This window comes from Peribacillus sp. FSL M8-0224 (assembly GCF_038003055.1).
Classification (GTDB): domain Bacteria; phylum Bacillota; class Bacilli; order Bacillales; family DSM-1321; genus Peribacillus; species Peribacillus frigoritolerans.
The window spans coordinates 951,648-969,274 of record NZ_JBBOOJ010000001.1; the positions used below are offsets into that span (position 1 = coordinate 951,648).

Annotated in this window: 17 protein-coding genes; 12 read left to right on the forward strand and 5 right to left on the reverse strand. The window is 39.8% G+C overall.

Annotated elements, in window-relative coordinates; genetic code table 11:
• Positions 1-34: 34 nt before the first annotated feature.
• Positions 35-2,623: an ATP-dependent chaperone ClpB gene (gene clpB, locus MKX49_RS04570; protein ID WP_340875278.1), complete on the forward strand. Its 2,589-nt coding sequence runs from the start codon at positions 35-37 to the stop codon at positions 2,621-2,623.
• 82 nt (positions 2,624-2,705) lie between these two features.
• Here the strand turns inward: clpB and MKX49_RS04575 are convergent, their stop codons facing one another.
• Complete coding sequence (locus MKX49_RS04575) at positions 2,706-2,897, reverse strand: YjzD family protein (RefSeq protein WP_048686917.1); 192 nt, start codon at positions 2,895-2,897, stop codon at positions 2,706-2,708.
• Positions 2,898-3,191: 294 nt separating this feature from the next.
• On the opposite strand from MKX49_RS04575, the gene MKX49_RS04580 reads away from it, so the two are divergent.
• The 3 genes from MKX49_RS04580 (at position 3,192) to MKX49_RS04590 (ending at position 5,244) form a co-directional block, all read left to right on the forward strand.
• Positions 3,192-3,914, forward strand: coding sequence for an alpha/beta hydrolase (locus tag MKX49_RS04580; RefSeq protein ID WP_048686919.1), 723 nt, complete (start codon positions 3,192-3,194; stop codon positions 3,912-3,914).
• Between the two features lie 102 nt (positions 3,915-4,016).
• The gene (locus MKX49_RS04585) at positions 4,017-4,850 is read left to right on the forward strand and encodes a hypothetical protein (RefSeq protein ID WP_048686921.1); all 834 of its coding nucleotides are present in this window, start codon (positions 4,017-4,019) and stop codon (positions 4,848-4,850) included.
• A 211-nt stretch (positions 4,851-5,061) separates the two neighbouring features.
• Positions 5,062-5,244 carry a ComZ family protein gene (locus MKX49_RS04590; RefSeq protein ID WP_034314525.1) on the forward strand — a complete coding sequence of 61 codons (183 nt, stop codon included), beginning with the start codon at positions 5,062-5,064 and terminating at the stop codon, positions 5,242-5,244.
• A gap of 42 nt (positions 5,245-5,286) precedes the next feature.
• Here MKX49_RS04590 and MKX49_RS04595 read toward each other — a convergent pair whose 3' ends face one another.
• Entirely contained in the window at positions 5,287-5,508 is a 222-nt protein-coding gene (locus MKX49_RS04595; protein ID WP_048686923.1) for a hypothetical protein, read from the reverse strand.
• A 202-nt stretch (positions 5,509-5,710) separates the two neighbouring features.
• Here MKX49_RS04595 and MKX49_RS04600 point away from each other — a divergent pair, with 202 nt between their 5' ends.
• The 4 genes from MKX49_RS04600 to MKX49_RS04615 all read left to right on the forward strand — a co-directional run bounded on the left by MKX49_RS04600 (position 5,711) and on the right by MKX49_RS04615 (position 9,696).
• Positions 5,711-6,646, forward strand: coding sequence for a beta-ketoacyl-ACP synthase III (locus MKX49_RS04600; RefSeq protein ID WP_340875285.1), 936 nt, complete (start codon positions 5,711-5,713; stop codon positions 6,644-6,646).
• A gap of 50 nt (positions 6,647-6,696) precedes the next feature.
• Positions 6,697-7,935 carry a beta-ketoacyl-ACP synthase II gene (fabF, locus tag MKX49_RS04605; protein WP_048686925.1) on the forward strand — a complete coding sequence of 413 codons (1,239 nt, stop codon included), beginning with the start codon at positions 6,697-6,699 and terminating at the stop codon, positions 7,933-7,935.
• 126 nt (positions 7,936-8,061) lie between these two features.
• A complete protein-coding gene (locus MKX49_RS04610) occupies positions 8,062-8,826 on the forward strand; it encodes a DUF2268 domain-containing protein (RefSeq protein WP_340875290.1) in 765 nt (254 codons plus the stop codon).
• Between the two features lie 114 nt (positions 8,827-8,940).
• Positions 8,941-9,696 carry a YjbA family protein gene (locus MKX49_RS04615; RefSeq protein ID WP_034314514.1) on the forward strand — a complete coding sequence of 252 codons (756 nt, stop codon included), beginning with the start codon at positions 8,941-8,943 and terminating at the stop codon, positions 9,694-9,696.
• A gap of 56 nt (positions 9,697-9,752) precedes the next feature.
• Here the strand turns inward: MKX49_RS04615 and MKX49_RS04620 are convergent.
• Both MKX49_RS04620 and trpS read right to left on the reverse strand, forming a co-directional pair.
• Positions 9,753-11,101 (reverse strand): IS3 family transposase gene (locus tag MKX49_RS04620; protein ID WP_445670112.1). Its coding sequence is split into 2 segments (ribosomal slippage): positions 9,753-10,621 and positions 10,621-11,101, totalling 1,350 coding nucleotides; the frame shifts between segments, so codons are not numbered across the junction.
• Positions 11,102-11,345: 244 nt separating this feature from the next.
• A complete protein-coding gene (gene trpS / locus MKX49_RS04625; protein ID WP_063591819.1) occupies positions 11,346-12,332 on the reverse strand; it encodes a tryptophan--tRNA ligase in 987 nt (328 codons plus the stop codon).
• A 570-nt stretch (positions 12,333-12,902) separates the two neighbouring features.
• On the opposite strand from trpS, the gene MKX49_RS04630 reads away from it, so the two are divergent.
• Entirely contained in the window at positions 12,903-14,048 is a 1,146-nt protein-coding gene (locus tag MKX49_RS04630; protein ID WP_323597976.1) for a putative glycoside hydrolase, read from the forward strand.
• Between the two features lie 51 nt (positions 14,049-14,099).
• Here the strand turns inward: MKX49_RS04630 and MKX49_RS04635 are convergent, their stop codons facing one another.
• Positions 14,100-14,288, reverse strand: coding sequence for a hypothetical protein (locus MKX49_RS04635; RefSeq protein WP_034314508.1), 189 nt, complete (start codon positions 14,286-14,288; stop codon positions 14,100-14,102).
• Between the two features lie 96 nt (positions 14,289-14,384).
• Between MKX49_RS04635 and MKX49_RS04640 the strand changes: the two genes are divergently transcribed.
• The 3 genes from MKX49_RS04640 (at position 14,385) to spxA (ending at position 17,244) form a co-directional block, all read left to right on the forward strand.
• Positions 14,385-14,966, forward strand: coding sequence for a GNAT family N-acetyltransferase (locus MKX49_RS04640; RefSeq protein WP_340875294.1), 582 nt, complete (start codon positions 14,385-14,387; stop codon positions 14,964-14,966).
• 1,196 nt (positions 14,967-16,162) lie between these two features.
• Complete coding sequence (locus tag MKX49_RS04645) at positions 16,163-16,345, forward strand: hypothetical protein (protein ID WP_340875296.1); 183 nt, start codon at positions 16,163-16,165, stop codon at positions 16,343-16,345.
• A gap of 503 nt (positions 16,346-16,848) precedes the next feature.
• Positions 16,849-17,244: a transcriptional regulator SpxA gene (gene spxA, locus MKX49_RS04650; RefSeq protein ID WP_034314502.1), complete on the forward strand. Its 396-nt coding sequence runs from the start codon at positions 16,849-16,851 to the stop codon at positions 17,242-17,244.
• The last annotated feature ends 383 nt before the right edge of the window (positions 17,245-17,627 follow it).

Consider the following 17,627-nt stretch of genomic DNA (forward strand, 5'->3'; position numbering starts at 1 on the left):
TCGTTCATGATATAGATGAATGGGAGGTTTCAAGATGGATATTAATAAAATGACGGAGAGAACACAACAGGCATTCACTGGCGGTCAGGAACTAGCCAATGAAAGAGGGAATCCCGAGCTGACGGAGCTTCATTTATTAAAGGCCTTAATGGAACAGGATGAAAGTTTATTAATCAGGATTTTATCGGAATCTGGTAAATCGGTGAATCTTTTTGATATAGTGCTGAATAAGGAATTGGATGGATTACCGGAAGTGAGCGGGGGTGTTTCCCAGGTTTACATGTCATCCTCCCTACAGCAAGTTCTGACGGCTGCCGAAAAGGAAATGCAGATGTGGGAGGATGAATACTTATCTGTCGAGCATATACTGCTTGCGTCTTTGCAAGTCAATAGAACGAATGTAAACAGGCTATTTTCATCATATGGAATTGATTATGATAAAGCAAAACGGGTTATAAGCGATATAAGGGGGAATCAGCGAGTGACTAGTCAAAATCCTGAAAGCACTTATGAAGTACTGAAAAAATACGGCAGAGATCTCGTTGCTGAGGTTAAATCGGGTAAGGTCGATCCAGTAATCGGTCGAGATACGGAAATCCGTAACGTCATACGGATCCTTTCACGGAAAACGAAAAATAATCCTGTATTAATAGGAGAACCTGGAGTAGGTAAAACAGCGATTGTCGAGGGGTTGGCTCAAAGGATCGTCAGGAAGGATGTGCCGGAAGGTTTAAAGGATAAGACCGTTTTTTCACTCGATATAAGTGCACTTGTCGCAGGGGCCAAATTCCGAGGTGAATTTGAGGAACGCCTAAAAGCGGTGTTGAATGAGATCAAGAAGAGTGATGGAAAAATTCTCTTATTCATTGATGAATTGCATACAATTGTCGGTGCAGGAAGAACGGATGGCGCCCTTGATGCCGGAAATATGTTAAAGCCGATGCTTGCGCGCGGTGAGCTGCATTGTATCGGTGCAACGACCCTTGATGAATATCGGCAATATATTGAAAAGGATCCGGCTTTGGAACGCCGTTTCCAACAGGTTCTGGTTCCTGAACCGGATGTTGAAGATACGATTTCAATTTTGCGGGGATTAAAGGAACGGTTTGAAATTCATCATGGCGTCAGGATACATGATCGGGCGATCGTTGCAGCCTCTGTCCTTTCGAACCGATATATAACGGAGCGGTTTTTACCGGATAAAGCGATTGATCTTGTGGATGAAGCATGTGCGATGATCCGCATGGAAATCGACTCCATGCCATCCGAGTTGGATGAAATCACGAGAAAAGTCATGCAACTTGAAATTGAAGAAGCGGCCCTGAAAAATGAAGACGACCCTCAAAGCAAAGCAAGGCTGGAAGTGCTTCAAAAAGAACTATCAGAACTTCAGGATCAAGCGAATAGCATGAAATCCAAGTGGCAAATGGAGAAATCAGCGCTTCAAAAGGTGCAGGACAAACGTGAAGAGCTTGAGAAACTGCGTCATGAACTGGAACAGGCAGAGAATGACTATGACCTTAACCGGGCAGCTGAACTTCGGCATGGAAGGATTCCGCAGCTTCAAAAAGAATTGGAAGCAATGGAAGACGAATTGGAAAAGGAAAAACAGGAATCACGATTGCTTCGCCAGGAAGTGACGGAGGAGGAAATTGCCTCGATTGTGGCAAGGTGGACAGGGATTCCGGTAAGCAAGCTGGTGGAAAGTGAAAGGGAGAAGCTGCTTCGCCTATCAGATATCCTGCATGAACGCGTAATCGGTCAAGGAGAAGCGGTGGAACTCGTATCCGATGCTGTTTTAAGAGCAAGGGCTGGAATAAAAGATCCAAACAGACCAATCGGTTCATTCATTTTTCTTGGGCCGACTGGTGTCGGTAAAACCGAATTGGTAAAAGCTTTGGCAGAAACATTATTCGATAGTGAGGAACATATGATTCGAATTGATATGTCGGAATATATGGAGAAACATTCCGTGTCCCGACTTGTTGGTGCACCTCCCGGTTATGTTGGATTTGAGGAAGGCGGCCAGCTTACGGAGGCTGTAAGGAGAAACCCATACTCAGTCATATTACTGGACGAAATTGAAAAGGCGCATCCTGAAGTCTTCAATATTTTATTGCAAATGTTGGATGATGGAAGAATAACAGACTCCCAAGGCAGGACAATCAACTGTAAAAATACGGTCATCATCATGACTTCCAATATCGGTTCCCATTTCTTATTGCAATCCAACCGGGTGGATGGTGGCATTGAAGAAGAAATAAAAGATCAGGTCTTTAAAGAATTAAGAGGGCATTTCCGTCCGGAGTTTTTGAATCGAGTGGATGACATTGTTTTATTCAAACCTCTGACGAAACATGAAATCGTTGAAATCGTAGATAAAATGGTTCATCAATTACAAGTTAGGTTAACTGAACAAAATATAGTCCTCAACGTCACAGAAGCGGCTAAGGAATTCATTGCGGACCAGGGATATGATCCGGTATATGGAGCTAGACCGCTGAAGCGATTCATCCAAAAGCATCTCGAAACGAAAATCGCCCGTAAAATCATAGCTGGGACTGTTAAGCTTAAAGAAGGAATCACGATTGATTATGACCATGATGAATTGGTCCTTAAATAAAAACGTTAATATGCAGTTTATCCGTATCCAAAGTTCGGTATAACAAAAAGGACATCCTAAAAAGGATGTCCTCTTTTGCTTCTTAATGTTGATGGGAGTCTTTAGCTGGTCCGGCAGGCATGATAGCTGGGATGATACAAATCAGGATAGCAGCAGCTAATCCTAGAATAGTTCCCTGCGCAGCATCGTATGAAACTCCGATCATGGAAGAAACAACATATACAGTCATATGCACTAATAAGAATGTCCAAAAAATTGTCCAAGCATAACGCATCGAATTTCACCTCATTCCACTACATTCATTTTTATCTTACCATAATTAATATACAGTTAAAACGTGTTTTTAATAATAACCTTTAAATAATTCAATACATTAAATCATAAGAGAAATTTTTTGGCAGACAAGCTGGTTCAAAACTTCAAAAGGGAAATCATCGGGGGAATAAAAACAAAAATCGTCCCTGCTTGGTTAATTTAAGATAAGAAGTTAGGCGTTTCCACTGACCCTTTCTATTTTTCGTCATAAATTAATATAGTAGTAGTAATATTCCTTAAAGGAGTTTGAACGATGGAACAACGAACTTTTCAAATTGATGACCAATGGAATATCATCTATTATCCAGAGCGACCCAGTGGTTTTTCCGTAATGGTAATTGGAGACCGTAGTCATTTTGTCGAAAAAGACAGCAGCTTTTGGCTGCAGCATCCAGGCAGGCTGCAGATATTGGAATATTTAAAGGAATACGGATACACGCTATTTTCTTCTAATTTTCACGGGGCCAACTGGGGCAGTCCTAAAGCACTGGACCTTTCCCTTAACCTATATATTCTTTTCATGAAAAAAGAAATAGTCAATCAAAGGGTTCATATATTGGCAGAGGGGACAGGCGCACTACTTGCCCTAAAGCTAATGAATGAACTTGGAAATAAAATTCGGTCTGTCGTATTGATCGATCCGGTTTTTTCCTTGAAAGCACAACTGGAAAAAGAAAAGGAAAATAAGTTCTTCTATAAAAAATGGCTGTCAGAGGTTGCTGCTGCATATGAGCTCGATCCGGCAGAATGTGAACAGCATATCCTGGACACTGAAGATTCAGTTATCGCAGAGAATATCCCCATGAAAGTGATTCAGGTTTTTGGAAGCTTACGGAAAGAGCAAGCCTCCCTTTATCGGCAAATCCAGCTGGCCAGAAAAGCAGACTTGCAGCTGACGTATATATTGCCCGAAAAACGTTATAAAATCCCCTATCAAATACAAAAGTTTTTCAATGAGAATGAAGAGATTTTATGAGAAGAGATATATTTTCACAATAGTTTGCATACGATACAGCATCTAAAAAAACTAGACGTGCCGGGTGAAGTGGGCTTGATGGCATACGAGGAGGCTGTATTTATGCAAACAAACATTGTCATAGGCACTTATCGATTTGTGGGCTTCTATGTGACTCAATATTTTTTGAACCAAGGGAAAGAAGTAATCGGAATCGATTGGGATGATTCCGAAGCAAATCAATATATTATGGAAGAAAAGGAATTTGAAATAGGAAGGAATTCAAATTATATATACTTTCCGATAAATAAACTTAAATTATTGGATATTTCACAGCAGGACACGGTGTTCATCTCTTGTTACGATATTCAAAGCGGCAAAATGGACAAAATCGATTTTCTGATAGGCGAAATCGTTTCCTTCATTGAGAAATTCAAAAATGGCAAGAATGAAACGCCCAATTTCGTTCTTTTCATGCCCATTGAAAAAGATGTCAGTATATTTCATTCCATATTAAGCTCGATTCGTGAAATCGATTCTGCAAAAATCATATTTTTACCGACGATTTATGGACCTTGGCAATCGGAAGGCATGAGCTTTGAAGCTGGAATCAATCAGCTTGGGCAGTCTGATATCAAAGCGGCAATTGCTGCCGAATATACCTTTGATGCTCTCTATATCACTGATTTTGTTAATGCCTTGGAAGCGGTGCTAACCTCAAGTTCCGATAGGGACATCCAATTGTGCAGCTCTATTGATGATCATTGGAATGAATGTGCCAAGCTAATATTTGGTGAAAGCATGGATTCATTCACTCCCCAACAATCAACAACTAAAATCAATAAAGGAACAATATTTGAAGTGCAATGCAAAATGGAACCGGAAGAAGGCATTGCATTACAAAAAAAACATAATAAACGATTAAACTTACTTAAAAAGTGGAGAAAGCGTGATTAAACAAATAATTTCGTTATTGAGAAGAACAAAACGGTATAGTTGCCTCTAATCTATATGTCTTGTACTATAATGTACAAGGATAGGAAGAACATCAAAAGATATCCATGATTTTATATGTGCGCCCTTTACGAAAGGGTCCTGTGGAATTATGATATTATTTGGGCATCACAAATCAATTGATTAATATTCAAAAGATAGGGGGGAAACGCGAATGAGTTCAGATAAAACTCTTGAATTTATGGGAATCGCCATGAAATACTTCCCAGAGGCTAAAGCGAAGCTTGAGGCAAGCGGGATTCCATTTTCAATGGAGATGGCAGAGCCATTCATGGAGCTCTTTAAAAGCGTAATGCAAGAAGCTTATGAGCTTGGCAAACAAGATGCTCAGCGTTAATTAAAGGCAGGCTGTCCCGATAAAGGGCAGCCTTGATTTTTTTTATTCTTTTTTCAAGAACTTGGCGATCAATGGGTTCAGATTGATTTTATCAATGGTCGGTTTGTATTGACTGTACAAGCCCATCAATGTTTCAACGCTCGCCATCAATTGCAAGTAATCAACCTCCGATTCCTCTTGCTCCGGTTCGGGTTTCCTGCCAAACATCAAATTCGAAAAATGATCATCCGGGTTTCTTTCGCGGTTGCGATTGAAGATGTCCATAATGAGTCCTCCTTTGCTCCTTTTATATATAATGTATGTCCCTGAATTTCCCCTGGCATAGGCGCTTGACCGGCTTCCGAAAGAGATTTCTTTAGCTTTTAAAACTGTTAACTCTTGCAAGGAAGTCTTTTTTTATATAAAATTAGTACCAGGTAATAATAGATGATTATAATAACTCATTAAAATATAAGGGGATGGCAAGATGAATGCTGGAATACTAGGGCTTGGCCGCTACTTACCCGACAAAATCGTTACAAATGCGGATTTAGAAAAAATTATGGACACTTCTGACGAGTGGATCCGGACCAGGACGGGTATTGAGGAAAGAAGAATTGCAAATGATGATATTGATACTTCAGATATGGCTTATGAAGCCGCAAAAGCTGCATTGAAAAATGCGGAAATTTCGGCTGAAGAGATAGATATGATTCTTGTGGCTACCGTTACACCTGATCAGTCGTTTCCTTCTGTCGCTTGCATGATTCAAGAGAAATTGGGAGCGATGAAGGCAGCTGCAATGGATGTAAGTGCAGCATGTGCCGGATTTATGTATGCAATGATCACGGCACAGCAGTTTATTAAGACAGGTGCATATAAGCATGTGTTGATTGTCGGTGTTGAAAAACTTTCGAAAGTAACCAATTGGGAAGACCGTAATACTGCTGTCCTTTTTGGTGACGGAGCGGGTGCAGCTGTACTTGGACCTGTATCTGATGGCAAAGGGGTCCTTTCCTTTGAATTAGGCGCAGATGGAACTGGCGGGAAGCACTTATTACAGGAAGGAGATTTCATTCATATGAATGGACGTGAAGTATTTAAATTTGCTGTCCGTCAGATGGGGGAATCCAGCCTGGGTGTATTAGACAAAGCTGGTTTGACAAAGGAAGAGGTGGATCTGCTTGTTCCGCATCAAGCAAACATACGCATAATGGAAGCCTCAAGGGAACGCCTGGGTCTCCCGCTTGAAAAAATGACAAAAACGGTTCATAAATATGGAAATACTTCATCAGCGTCCATTCCAATGGCCCTTGTGGAAGAAATGGAAGCGGGAAGAATCAAGGACAATGACTTAATCGTCATGGTCGGTTTTGGTGGTGGCCTTACATGGGGAGCGATCGCTCTTAGGTGGGGTAAATAAAAGAAGAAACAAATCGTAAGAGCTTTAAAAATAGGAAGGAGCCATTTTCAATGACTAATCGTCGTGTAGTTGTAACAGGTATTGGAGCAATCTCTCCAGTTGGTAATGATGCAGAAACTGGATGGAAGAATATAATCGAGGGGAAATCGGGAATAGGGCCTTTAACTCGTTTGAATGCTGAAGAATATCCCGTTAAAGTGGCTGCTGAAATCAAGGACTTTGATATAGAAACATATATAAATCGTAAAGAAGCACGCAAAATGGACCGTTTTACCCATTATGCAATTGCAGCTTCCGTTATGGCATATAATGATAGCAAGCTGGAAATAACCGATGAAAATGCTGCACGTGTCGGGGTCTGGATCGGTTCGGGTATCGGCGGGCTGGAGACACTTGAAACACAGCATGAAAACTTTTTAAACAGGGGATATAAACGGGTTAGCCCATTTTTCGTTCCAATGATGATACCGGACATGGCAGCCGGCCAGGTTTCTATCTTACTGGGTGCAAAAGGAATCAATTCATGTACGGTAACAGCCTGTGCAACAGGAACAAACTCAATCGGTGATGCGTTTAAAGCCATTCAACGGGGCGATGCCGATGTCATGATTACAGGCGGGGCCGAAGCGCCAATCACAAAAATGTCGGTTGCAGGCTTCTGTGCAAATACGGCTTTATCGACAAATCCTGATCCGCAAACCGCTAGCCGTCCTTTCGATCTTAACCGTGATGGTTTTGTAATAGGTGAAGGAGCTGGAATCATCGTTCTGGAAGACCTTGAACATGCATTGAATAGAGGAGCCAAGATTTATGCTGAAATAGCTGGTTATGGCTCAACAGGAGATGCCTTCCATATTACCGCTCCGGCACCAGGTGGAGAAGGCGGGGCAAGAGCCATGAAAATTGCAATTGAGGATGCAGGTTTGAATCCTGAAGACATCCAATATGTGAATGCCCACGGAACGAGTACGCCATACAATGACAAATACGAAACGATGGCAGTCAAAGAAGTCTTTGGCGACCATGCTAATAAACTTGCGATAAGTTCCACTAAATCAATGACGGGCCATATGTTAGGGGCAGCAGGCGGTGTGGAAGCAATATTCACGATTCAGGCAATCAGGGACAGCATTTTGCCTCCAACCATCAATATTGAAACACCAGACCCTGAGTGTGATTTGGACTATGTCCCGAATCAAGCAAGGAAGGGCGAAATCAATGCAGCCATCAGCAATTCACTTGGATTCGGTGGACATAACGCAACGATTCTTTTCAAGAAATATCAATAAGTTTTGAAGGAAGAGCAGATCTTTTGGGATCTGCTCTTTTTTATGTTGAAGGGAAAAGGGATATATTGTGTCATCCGCCTTCATTAAATCATACGATGGTAAATAGAAGCGGAGGTGTATGGGGAAATGGGAGTCATTTCAACCAATGAATGGATGAGGAAGGATTTCAACCGGCCGATCCTAATGATGGAAAGACTTAAAAGCACTTTCAACGATACCCTTGATGCGGATATGATTTATCATCATTTATTGAAGCATGGCATGTATTCTCCGAATCAAAAAACTAAACTCACATGGGAAGACTTGCAAGAAAACGATGTATGGGAAAAAACACAAAGCTTGTTTACAGCTTATAAGAAGCTATGGGGAGGGCCAGATGTTCCCATATATATTTTCCCGCTCATGTCTACAGGGATGTGGAATAAAAAAGTTGAAACGAAGTCAGGGTTGGCCTTTAAAGATAAACTATTCCTTTTTTACGGAAAGGGGATAGCCGAAAAGGAAATGGAGGCCCTGTTGATTCATGAATACCATCATGTTTGCCGTCTGCATCATTTGAAAAAGGACCAAAAAGAATTCACTCTCCTTGATACGATGATCATGGAAGGACTGGCGGAAAGAACGGTGGGAAAATATTTAGGAACAAAATATTTAGCGAATTGGACTAAGTTATATCAGGAAGATAAACTACGAGAATATTGGAGAAAGCATTTAGAGGAAAAGCACACGATAAAACGTACAGATCCTCTTCATGATGTACTTCTGCTTGGGTCGAAAGGATATCCATATATGCTTGGATACTGTAGTGGCTATTACCTGGTGAAAAATTTTGAAAAACTCTCCGTGAAAAGATCATTCATTATTCAATCTGAAGAATTCTTATCAAAATAGAGCTAATATATACGTTCTTTTTTTCTTAATCTGTTTTCTAGAATAGGAATAAATTGTATGGTTACTGCCTATACTGATTGACAAACAGAAATTTGTTTAAGTGAGGGATGAATGATGCTATATCTTCATGATGTATGGGTTAACTGGTTTGAAGGAGAAGAAAACGGCTATAATATTTGTCATTTTCATGAATGGAGGAAAGATGACGGGATCGAACTACTAGATCAAGTTCCTTTGTTGAAAGTGTCATCAACATTGTTCCACTACATAGAAAACGACTTGTCAGAATTACCTAAGCCATTGCTGAATGATGTTTATCAAAAAGCATATGCAAGGAAAAATCATGAGCGAATTCAGCTTGACTATTGCTTTATCGTGACTGACGGAAATGGAATTTTAGCTGTTGATACGATAGGTTATCATATTCCGATTAGGAAAAGCAGAATAATTCCCCGGCAGGAACAAATTGTTTATGACATGATAGAAAACCATGATGAGATGGATTACACCTTTACTGAAAAACCTACATCTGAGAAAGAATATCATATTTTGTCGCCGTCTCCCTTATTCATGAACGGTTTGACAAGAAAAGAAAGACAGCTTAAGCAATTGCTATTCATGGCCATGGACCAATTATTCACGGCGAAAAACACTGCTGAAATCCGCTATTGGTACACAGAATGGGCCCCTGAGAAATATGAAAGCATTCAAGAAATGGATTTTCAGATAGCTTGGCTTGAGTTATATGAAGAAATGAAGGAAGGCTGGTCAGAGAAGCACCTTCAACTTTGTGAAAATCTTGTGAAGGGGCAGCCTTTTTTTGAAAAGCTTTGGCAAGTGGAGGCTGGCGATAGCCCATCGATTTTATGAACAAAAAAGACGATCCGTTAGGATATGATCTGACCCAATAAAGTTAGACATATAATTTAAGCAGCTTCTAAGACCTGAGTTCGGTATTCTATCGGACTCAGGTCTTTTAATTTTACCTTCATTCGTTTGTGGTTATAGTAATGAATATAATCATCTAATTCCTTTTCAAAGTGCTCCATACTTTCAAACTCTTGGAGATAAAGCAATTCAGACTTTAACAAGCCAAAAAAGTTTTCCATGACTGCGTTATCTAAACAATTTCCCTTACGGGACATGCTTTGTATAATGCGGGAATCTTTTAAGGTTTTTTGATACTTCTTCATTTGATAATGCCACCCTTGATCCGAATGGAGGATGACCGTATCTTCTGGTTTTAGGTGTTTAATCGCCTCATCTAACATATCTCCAACAAGTTTATAAACAGGCCGTTTCATCACTTTGTAGGCAATAATTTCACCATTACATAAATCAAGGATAGGGGATAAGTAACGTTTCTCCCCAAATAAATGAAATTCCGTTACGTCTGTTACCCATTTTTGATTCATTTTCTCGGCTTGAAAATCACGTTGTAAAATATGGGGGGCAATTCGACCAACACGCCCCTTATATGAACGATACTTTTTCATACGGACTAAACATTTTACGCCCATTTCATTCATGAGGCGGTTGATGGTCTTTGGATTGTGAGAAAACCCATATTTTTTTAACTCTTTTGTGATACGACGATAACCGTAACGTCCTTTATGTTCATGATAGATAGACTGAATAGTGGCTTTTACCTTCGAATACTTATCTTCTCGATTCAAGCGTTTTTCCCAATAATAGTACGTGCTACGTGGAATATCAGCGACTTTAATTAAGGCCACAACCTTATAAATGGACTTTAGTTCATAAATTACTTGCGCTTTGATTTTGGTTGTAATTTTTCCTGCATTTGAACTAAAGTATTTAACTTTTTTAAATACGCATTCTCCATTTCCAGTTGTTTAATTCGTTCTTCAAGCTCTTTAACCGAACCTTCAATTTGTTTGGATGGATTGATATCTTTTTTCATGGATGGTCTCCCCTTTTTCTTAGAAATTAGGGCATCTAATCCATAGGCATTAACATTTATTCTCCACGTCCGAATTAGCGCTGGAGATGAAATATTAAACCTTGCGGCTGCGTCGTAAGAAGATATACCCGTTTCATTCATATAATTAAGTACATCCATTTTAAACTCCGTAGAATAACTTGTATAGGATTTCTTAAATCCATCGGCTCCTTGAATTTGGTATAAACGAACCCATCCTTGAATCATTTGATAAGAAACTTCAAATATTTTCTGAAGATCCATATAGCTGTGCTTTCCTTCAAGGTAAAGTCGTACAATGAATATTTTCTGTTCGGCAGAAAAATTAGCCATAAAAAACACCCCGTAAATGTTAGTTTGGTGTCTAACATTTACGGGGCAGTTCAACTTGATGAAAATCGAATCTGTCTACAGTTTTTTATGTACAATTTGAAAATTTGCCTGAGCCCGCGGAGGAGGGACATATTTGACAAGAATGTGAGAAAGAATCAAGAATACAAAGAAAAGGTTTCGGAATGATACCATCCGAAACCTTTTTGTTTACACACTGAGACGATCCGTTGAGGATCATCTTCTTTTATCTCTTTCTGCCAAGTCCCATGCCATTATACATTTTTCTGATCATTTTATTGGCTTCAATATTCGCCTTTTCTGCACCGCGGTCCAGAATTTCATCCAATTCAGGTGAATCGATCAATGCATTATAGCGTTCTTGGATTGGCAGGATTTCTCCAAGAACCACCTCAGCCAAATCACTTTTAAAGTCACCGTAGCCTTTGCCCTCATACATCTCTTCAATTTCTGAATAGGATTTTCCACTGAAAATGGAGTATATGGACATCAGGTTGGAAACACCTGCTTTGTTTTCCTTATCGTAACGGACAATTCCTTCCGAATCGGTAACTGCGCTCTTGATGTTTTTTTCGATTTGCTTCGGATCATCCAATAAGGCAATCGTCGCCTTTTTATTAGGATCGGATTTGCTCATTTTCTTGTTTGGTTCCTGAAGGGACATGATACGGGCCCCTTCTGTAGGGAGGCTGATTTCCGGGATTTTAAATATGTCATTATGCTTTTTATTGAATCGTTCAGCCAAATCGCGTGTCAATTCTAGATGCTGTCTTTGATCTTCCCCGACAGGGACCACATCTGTACTATAAAGGAGAATATCGGCAGCCATCAACGGCGGGTAAGTGAGCAGTGCTGCGGATACCCCTTCTTTGCCAGCGGATTTGTCCTTGAATTGTGTCATTCTCTCAAGTTCCCCGATATAGGATATACTCTGTAAAATCCAGCCTGCCTGTGCATGCGCTGGTACTTCTGATTGAATGAAGATGGTATTCTTTTCAGGATCCAGGCCAATGGCCAGATATAAAGCAGCCAATGTTTTAATGTTTTTCCTTAACTTGATGCGGTCTTGTGGAACTGTAATTGCATGTTGGTCAACAATACAAAAGAAACATTCATATTCATTTTGTAAATTAACGAATTGTTTCATGGCTCCGATGTAATTTCCTAAAGTAACGGAACCGGATGGCTGAATGCCGGAGAAAATCCTTTTCAACTGCTAGTCACTCCTCTAAATACGTTTATTGATAAATGGATATTCGCTCTTCATTATTGTAAGGATAAATAGAAAATGAATCCACATTCTTTGAAAGAAATGTGCATGTTCCTTTGTGGGGAAACGCTCATTTGAATCTTGTGGAGGGCCGTTTTGTCCTGTATCGATGCCATTTTGAGAATACGAAATGTCCACTATACTGTATTTTAGCATTTATTCATATTAAATGTATAATCGAAACGGAAATCAAGCCAATAGAAAGGATTTTCCGTTTCTTTTTTTTGACATGGAAGAAATGAAGGCTTCAAGGAAAATCAAACCGTTTAACATATATCACAATGAGCAGACCATTTTAGGGAAGGATACTCACAAGGGAATACAGGATTGTGAACGTATTCTTAAGCTGAAACTTTGTAAAGCAGTTTTTTTAATTTATTTATCAATTATAGGAGTAAAGTTAATTGTTTGTGGTATTAAAGAAAGGGGTTTATTATATTTGTTGAATATTGATGACTGATGGCGAATGAGGTGGAGAAAATGAAACCAATGTGTAAATGGTTGATGACAGGTATGTGCTTATTCCTGATTCAACAGCCAGTTCATGCGCAAGGCATGAACGAAACCAGGCAGGTAGCATTAGAAAATAAAGAATTGCCTGCGAGCGTACCGCGATTTGTTTTTGATTCGGGGTTGAAATTCGACTATCCGGATGCTGTACGCGGAATATATGTGACAGGGCCTGCAGCGGGTGGCAATAAATTGAATGAACTTATTAATTATGTAGATGAAACCGATTTGAATGCGATGGTCATTGACATTAAGGATGACAAGGGGAATGTAACGTATAAAACGGAAAATCCCGACTCTCCATATGCTGGGATTGGTAAAGACTACATAAAAAACCCAAGGGCAATGCTGAAAAAATTTGAGGATAAACAGATTTATCCGATTGCAAGGGTTGTCGTCTTTAAAGACTCCCTTTTGGCCAAAGAGAAACCGGAATTGTCTTTTTTAGATGGTGAAAAGGTATGGAAGAATGGCCGAGGGGAAGCCTTCGTTAACCCATTCTTAAAAGAAGTGTGGGATTATAATGTCGGTATTGCCATTGAAGCGGCAAAGATGGGTTTTAAAGAAATTCAATTTGACTATGTCCGTTTTCCCGAAGGATTCGAAAATAAAGAAGATGATTTGAAATATGATGTCGGTGAATATGATGAAGCGAAAATGAGTCATACAGCCAAAAGGGTTCAGGCAGTGACGGATTTCGTAAGTTATGCGAGGAAGCAACTGGAGCCATACGATGTCGAAGTGTCAGTTGATATTTTTGGATATGCGGCTACATTGCCTGAAGCTCCTGGAATTGGGCAAAACTTCACAAAAATCTCTGAGAATGTTGATGTAATTTCCTCGATGATCTATCCGAGTCACTGGACATCTTATTTTGGTATCGAAAAGCCTGATTTGGAGCCTTATAATCTCGTTAAGGAATATGCGAAATTGGAGAACGGGAAGCTGAAGGAATTAAAAACACCACCTACTTCAAGACCTTGGCTCCAAGATTTTACTGCCTCTTATTTAGGCGATGGAAATTACCAAAGGTATGGTAAGGAAGAAGTGGAAGCCCAAATAAAAGCATTGAATGATAATGGTATTGATGAATACTTATTGTGGAATGCAGCAAATCGATATACAAAGGGAGTAGACTATACCCCATGAAAAAAAGGATGACCTAGGAAGTTCCTTCCGGTCATCCAATTTCTCTCTGAATTACCGCTTTTTATTCCCGCCAACTTGACTCCACCCTGACTGAATTCGTTTCGATTGATCGAAAATATGAGAGTGACGTTTCCCGCCAAACCATTTTTCGCCGATGCCATTCGTCACAACGCCATTCACAGCCGTAATGCCAATAACGCAAGCGGCGACTAAAAAAAAGTCCAAAAAGTAGCTGATCATCAAAACCCTCCTAATATTTTCAAGCTATTCAAGTTCCATTGTAGTGGATAAGAAAAAATCTGGAAAGTATAAACTAGCAAATGAGGAGATTAAATTATGAATTGGTATGAAAAGCTAAACCAGTATTTCCCTATTGAAGAAATGAAGTCAAAAGAACACATAGAAGTTCTTTTAGAAGATAAACAGGAAATATATAAAAAGGATGAAGGTCCCGACCATGTTTTATTATATGTGGAAGGGGACGAGTTTATATTCGTTGATTACCTTTTTGTATCAAAGAAATCAAGGGGGCAGGGACTTGGAAGGAAATTAATTCAAAAATTGCAAAAAAAGCAGAAAACGATCTTGCTGGAAGTAGAACCAGTACAAGAAAATGATGATGATACATTTAAAAGGCTGAAATTTTATAAAAGGGAAGGATTCAAGCACGCCTCTTCGATTTCCTACAGCAGAAAATCGCTTGCCACCAAGGAGAATACGCCTATGGAAATCTTGTATTGGCCGGCAAATCCATCTGTTGATGAAGAAGATGTATTTGATTTCATGAAAGAGATTTATTCTGAAATCCATACTTACAAGGATGATGATCTTTATGGGAAATCTTATCAAGATGTAGAGGATGTACTTAGCTTGAATGCAGGTCAGGAAACCGATATTTTTAAAGAGATGGAAGTTTGAGTAAAAAGGGCCGGTTGTTAACCGGCCCTTTTTAGTTTGTCGAAATCATGTTTTTTTGGAGAACTTGGTTAATATTCAATAAAGTTATTTTGGATGTCCAATATATTGAGAAATTTGCCATACTCCTGCCAAAATGCTGGCTAGCCGAGACCCCGCAGACGCTAGCGTCGAGGAGGCTTGGCTGGCGGAAAGGGGAGCGGGTTTCTGGAATCAACTGGAACGAAATTTTAAGAAAAAACCGAAGGCTAGACTCATCCCGAACCAAATTTAAGAATAGGTGATCCTTGATGTTTTTTTACTGTAATCCTTAAAGGATGGAAGAAATTTGCGGGACTCCTGCCGAATAACTGGGTAGCCAAGACTCCACGCCGCTTACGGTGAAGAGGCTTGGCAGACAGTCGGCGGAAAGGGAGCGGATTTCCGAAAGTGGGTATTTGTAATGATTTCCACTCCAGGCACTCGCTTTCCGCGGGCGGTCCAGGGAGCCTCCTCGGCGTTCGCCTGCGGGGTCTCCCTTGGCCACGCTTTTCCCGCAGGAGTCTCGTACCTTACGTTCCAATCAGCTGGAACTTCTTTTTTTAGAGATATTGTAGGAAACTGGCTCTTCTTCTCCAATTCGTCTACAGTCTGGCGGTCCATCAATTTTCCGGCAAAAGGAGTTTCGAATCCTCTCGCCCCGAACCATAATTTTAAACAAGAATAGTTTATCCTTCATGTTTTTTTACAGTACCCCTTAATGGACGGAAGAAATGAGCGACACTCCTGCCGAATAACTGGCTAGCCGAGACCCCACAGGCGCTTGTGCCTGCGGGGGTCTCCCTTGGCCACGCTTTCCCGCAGGAGTCTCGTACCTTACGTTCCAATCAGCTGGAACTTCTTTTTTCAGAGATATTGTAGGGAAACTGGCTCTTCTTCTCCAATTCGTCTACAGTCTGGCGGTTCCATCAATTTTCCGGCAAAAGGAATTTCGAATTGCTCTCGCCCCGAACCATACTCTTAAACAAGACGAGTTTATCCTTCATGTTTTTTTACAGTACCCCTTAATGGATGTAAGAAATGAGCGACATTCTTGCCGAATAACTGGGTAGCCGAGCCCCCGCAGTCAGTCGGCGGAAAGGGAGCGGATTTCCGAAATCAACTGGAATGTAATTTCAAGAAAAGACTGTAGGCTCGGACACATCGATAGGGGATCCTTCATGCTTTTTACAGTAATCCTTAAAGGATGGAAGAAATTTGCGAGACTCCTGCCGAATAACTGGCTAGCCGAGACCCCACAGGCGCTTGTGCCGAGGAGGCTCGGCAGGCAGTCGGCGGAAAGGAAGCGGATTTCTGGAATCAAATGGTATGTCTTTTATTGTGCATATTCTGCAGATAAATGAATATCTATAACTTCTTGGATGGTAGATTACTCCCTTATTGCGGATTCTTTTGAATTACCTTTTTCACTTTTGGAAAAATATGTGCTAAAAGAATGGTTTTTCTTGTAAAAGGAGGAATTTGCTTTTTATTAAAGAAAATATATTAACATGATCTTGTTTATTGACAAGGATTGGGGGTAAATAAAAGTAACGAGATAATTAAATAATCATGAGGGCCGAATTGAGAGTTAAATGAGAATGGCAGCTATGTTTTTTCAATTAGAAAATGTGGTCTTAATGTATTACATAAAAAAATGAAATAGCTATAGTACAGCATGAACAGGAAGTTTTAAAGGATTTTTTCAAATATCAAAAAGGGTATTCATTTTAAAAAAATTAGTGTATAATAAGGAACATGAAATACTTATTTAAAATTATTTCAAATTAGAGTGGTACTTATGAATACTAATAGTAGATTTCCCCTCATAGATCACCGATTCTATATTTAGGGAGTGTGAGTAAGCATGGTAACATTATATACATCACCTAGTTGTACTTCATGCAGAAAAGCAAAAGCATGGTTAGAGGAACATGAGATTGGATATAAAGAAAGAAACATTTTTTCAGAACCGTTAACGATTGATGAGATTAAAGAAATTCTTCGAATGACAGAAGATGGAACCGATGAAATCATTTCAACACGGTCAAAAACTTTCCAAAAGTTAAACGTAAATTTAGAGAGCCTGCCTCTTCAAGAATTATATAAATTGATCAAGGAGAATCCTGGACTGTTGAGACGTCCAATTATCCTTGACGAGAAACGGCTTCAAGTTGGTTATAATGAAGATGAGATAAGACGATTTTTACCACGTAAAGTTCGTACCTTCCAATTACGGGAAGCACAACGTATGGTCAACTAATAAGGTCTTTCAAGCTCTGCCAGGAAATGTGCAGGGCTTTTTCTTTATACATATCCGATTTTCCGCTGATTTTTTTAACTTAATGACGGGGAACATAACAGGATTGATAGGCGACAGCGGTCGTTTCTTAGCTGCAACAGGTCCCTTGAACCGGTCATCATTTCAAGAAAAAATAAGAATGCAGCTCATCATGCCATGTATATAATATGACATTGACGGCAGTAAGAGTGAAATTTAATAAAGCATTATGATAGTTGCATGCGGATGTATTTTTTTATAGAATGAATGGAATATTAGGCAAACAATTGTTTTTTAGATAAGTAATGTTTTTTATTTCCCTTCTTCAAGGTTTTGTCATAAAATGATGTAAAATAGTCTGTTTT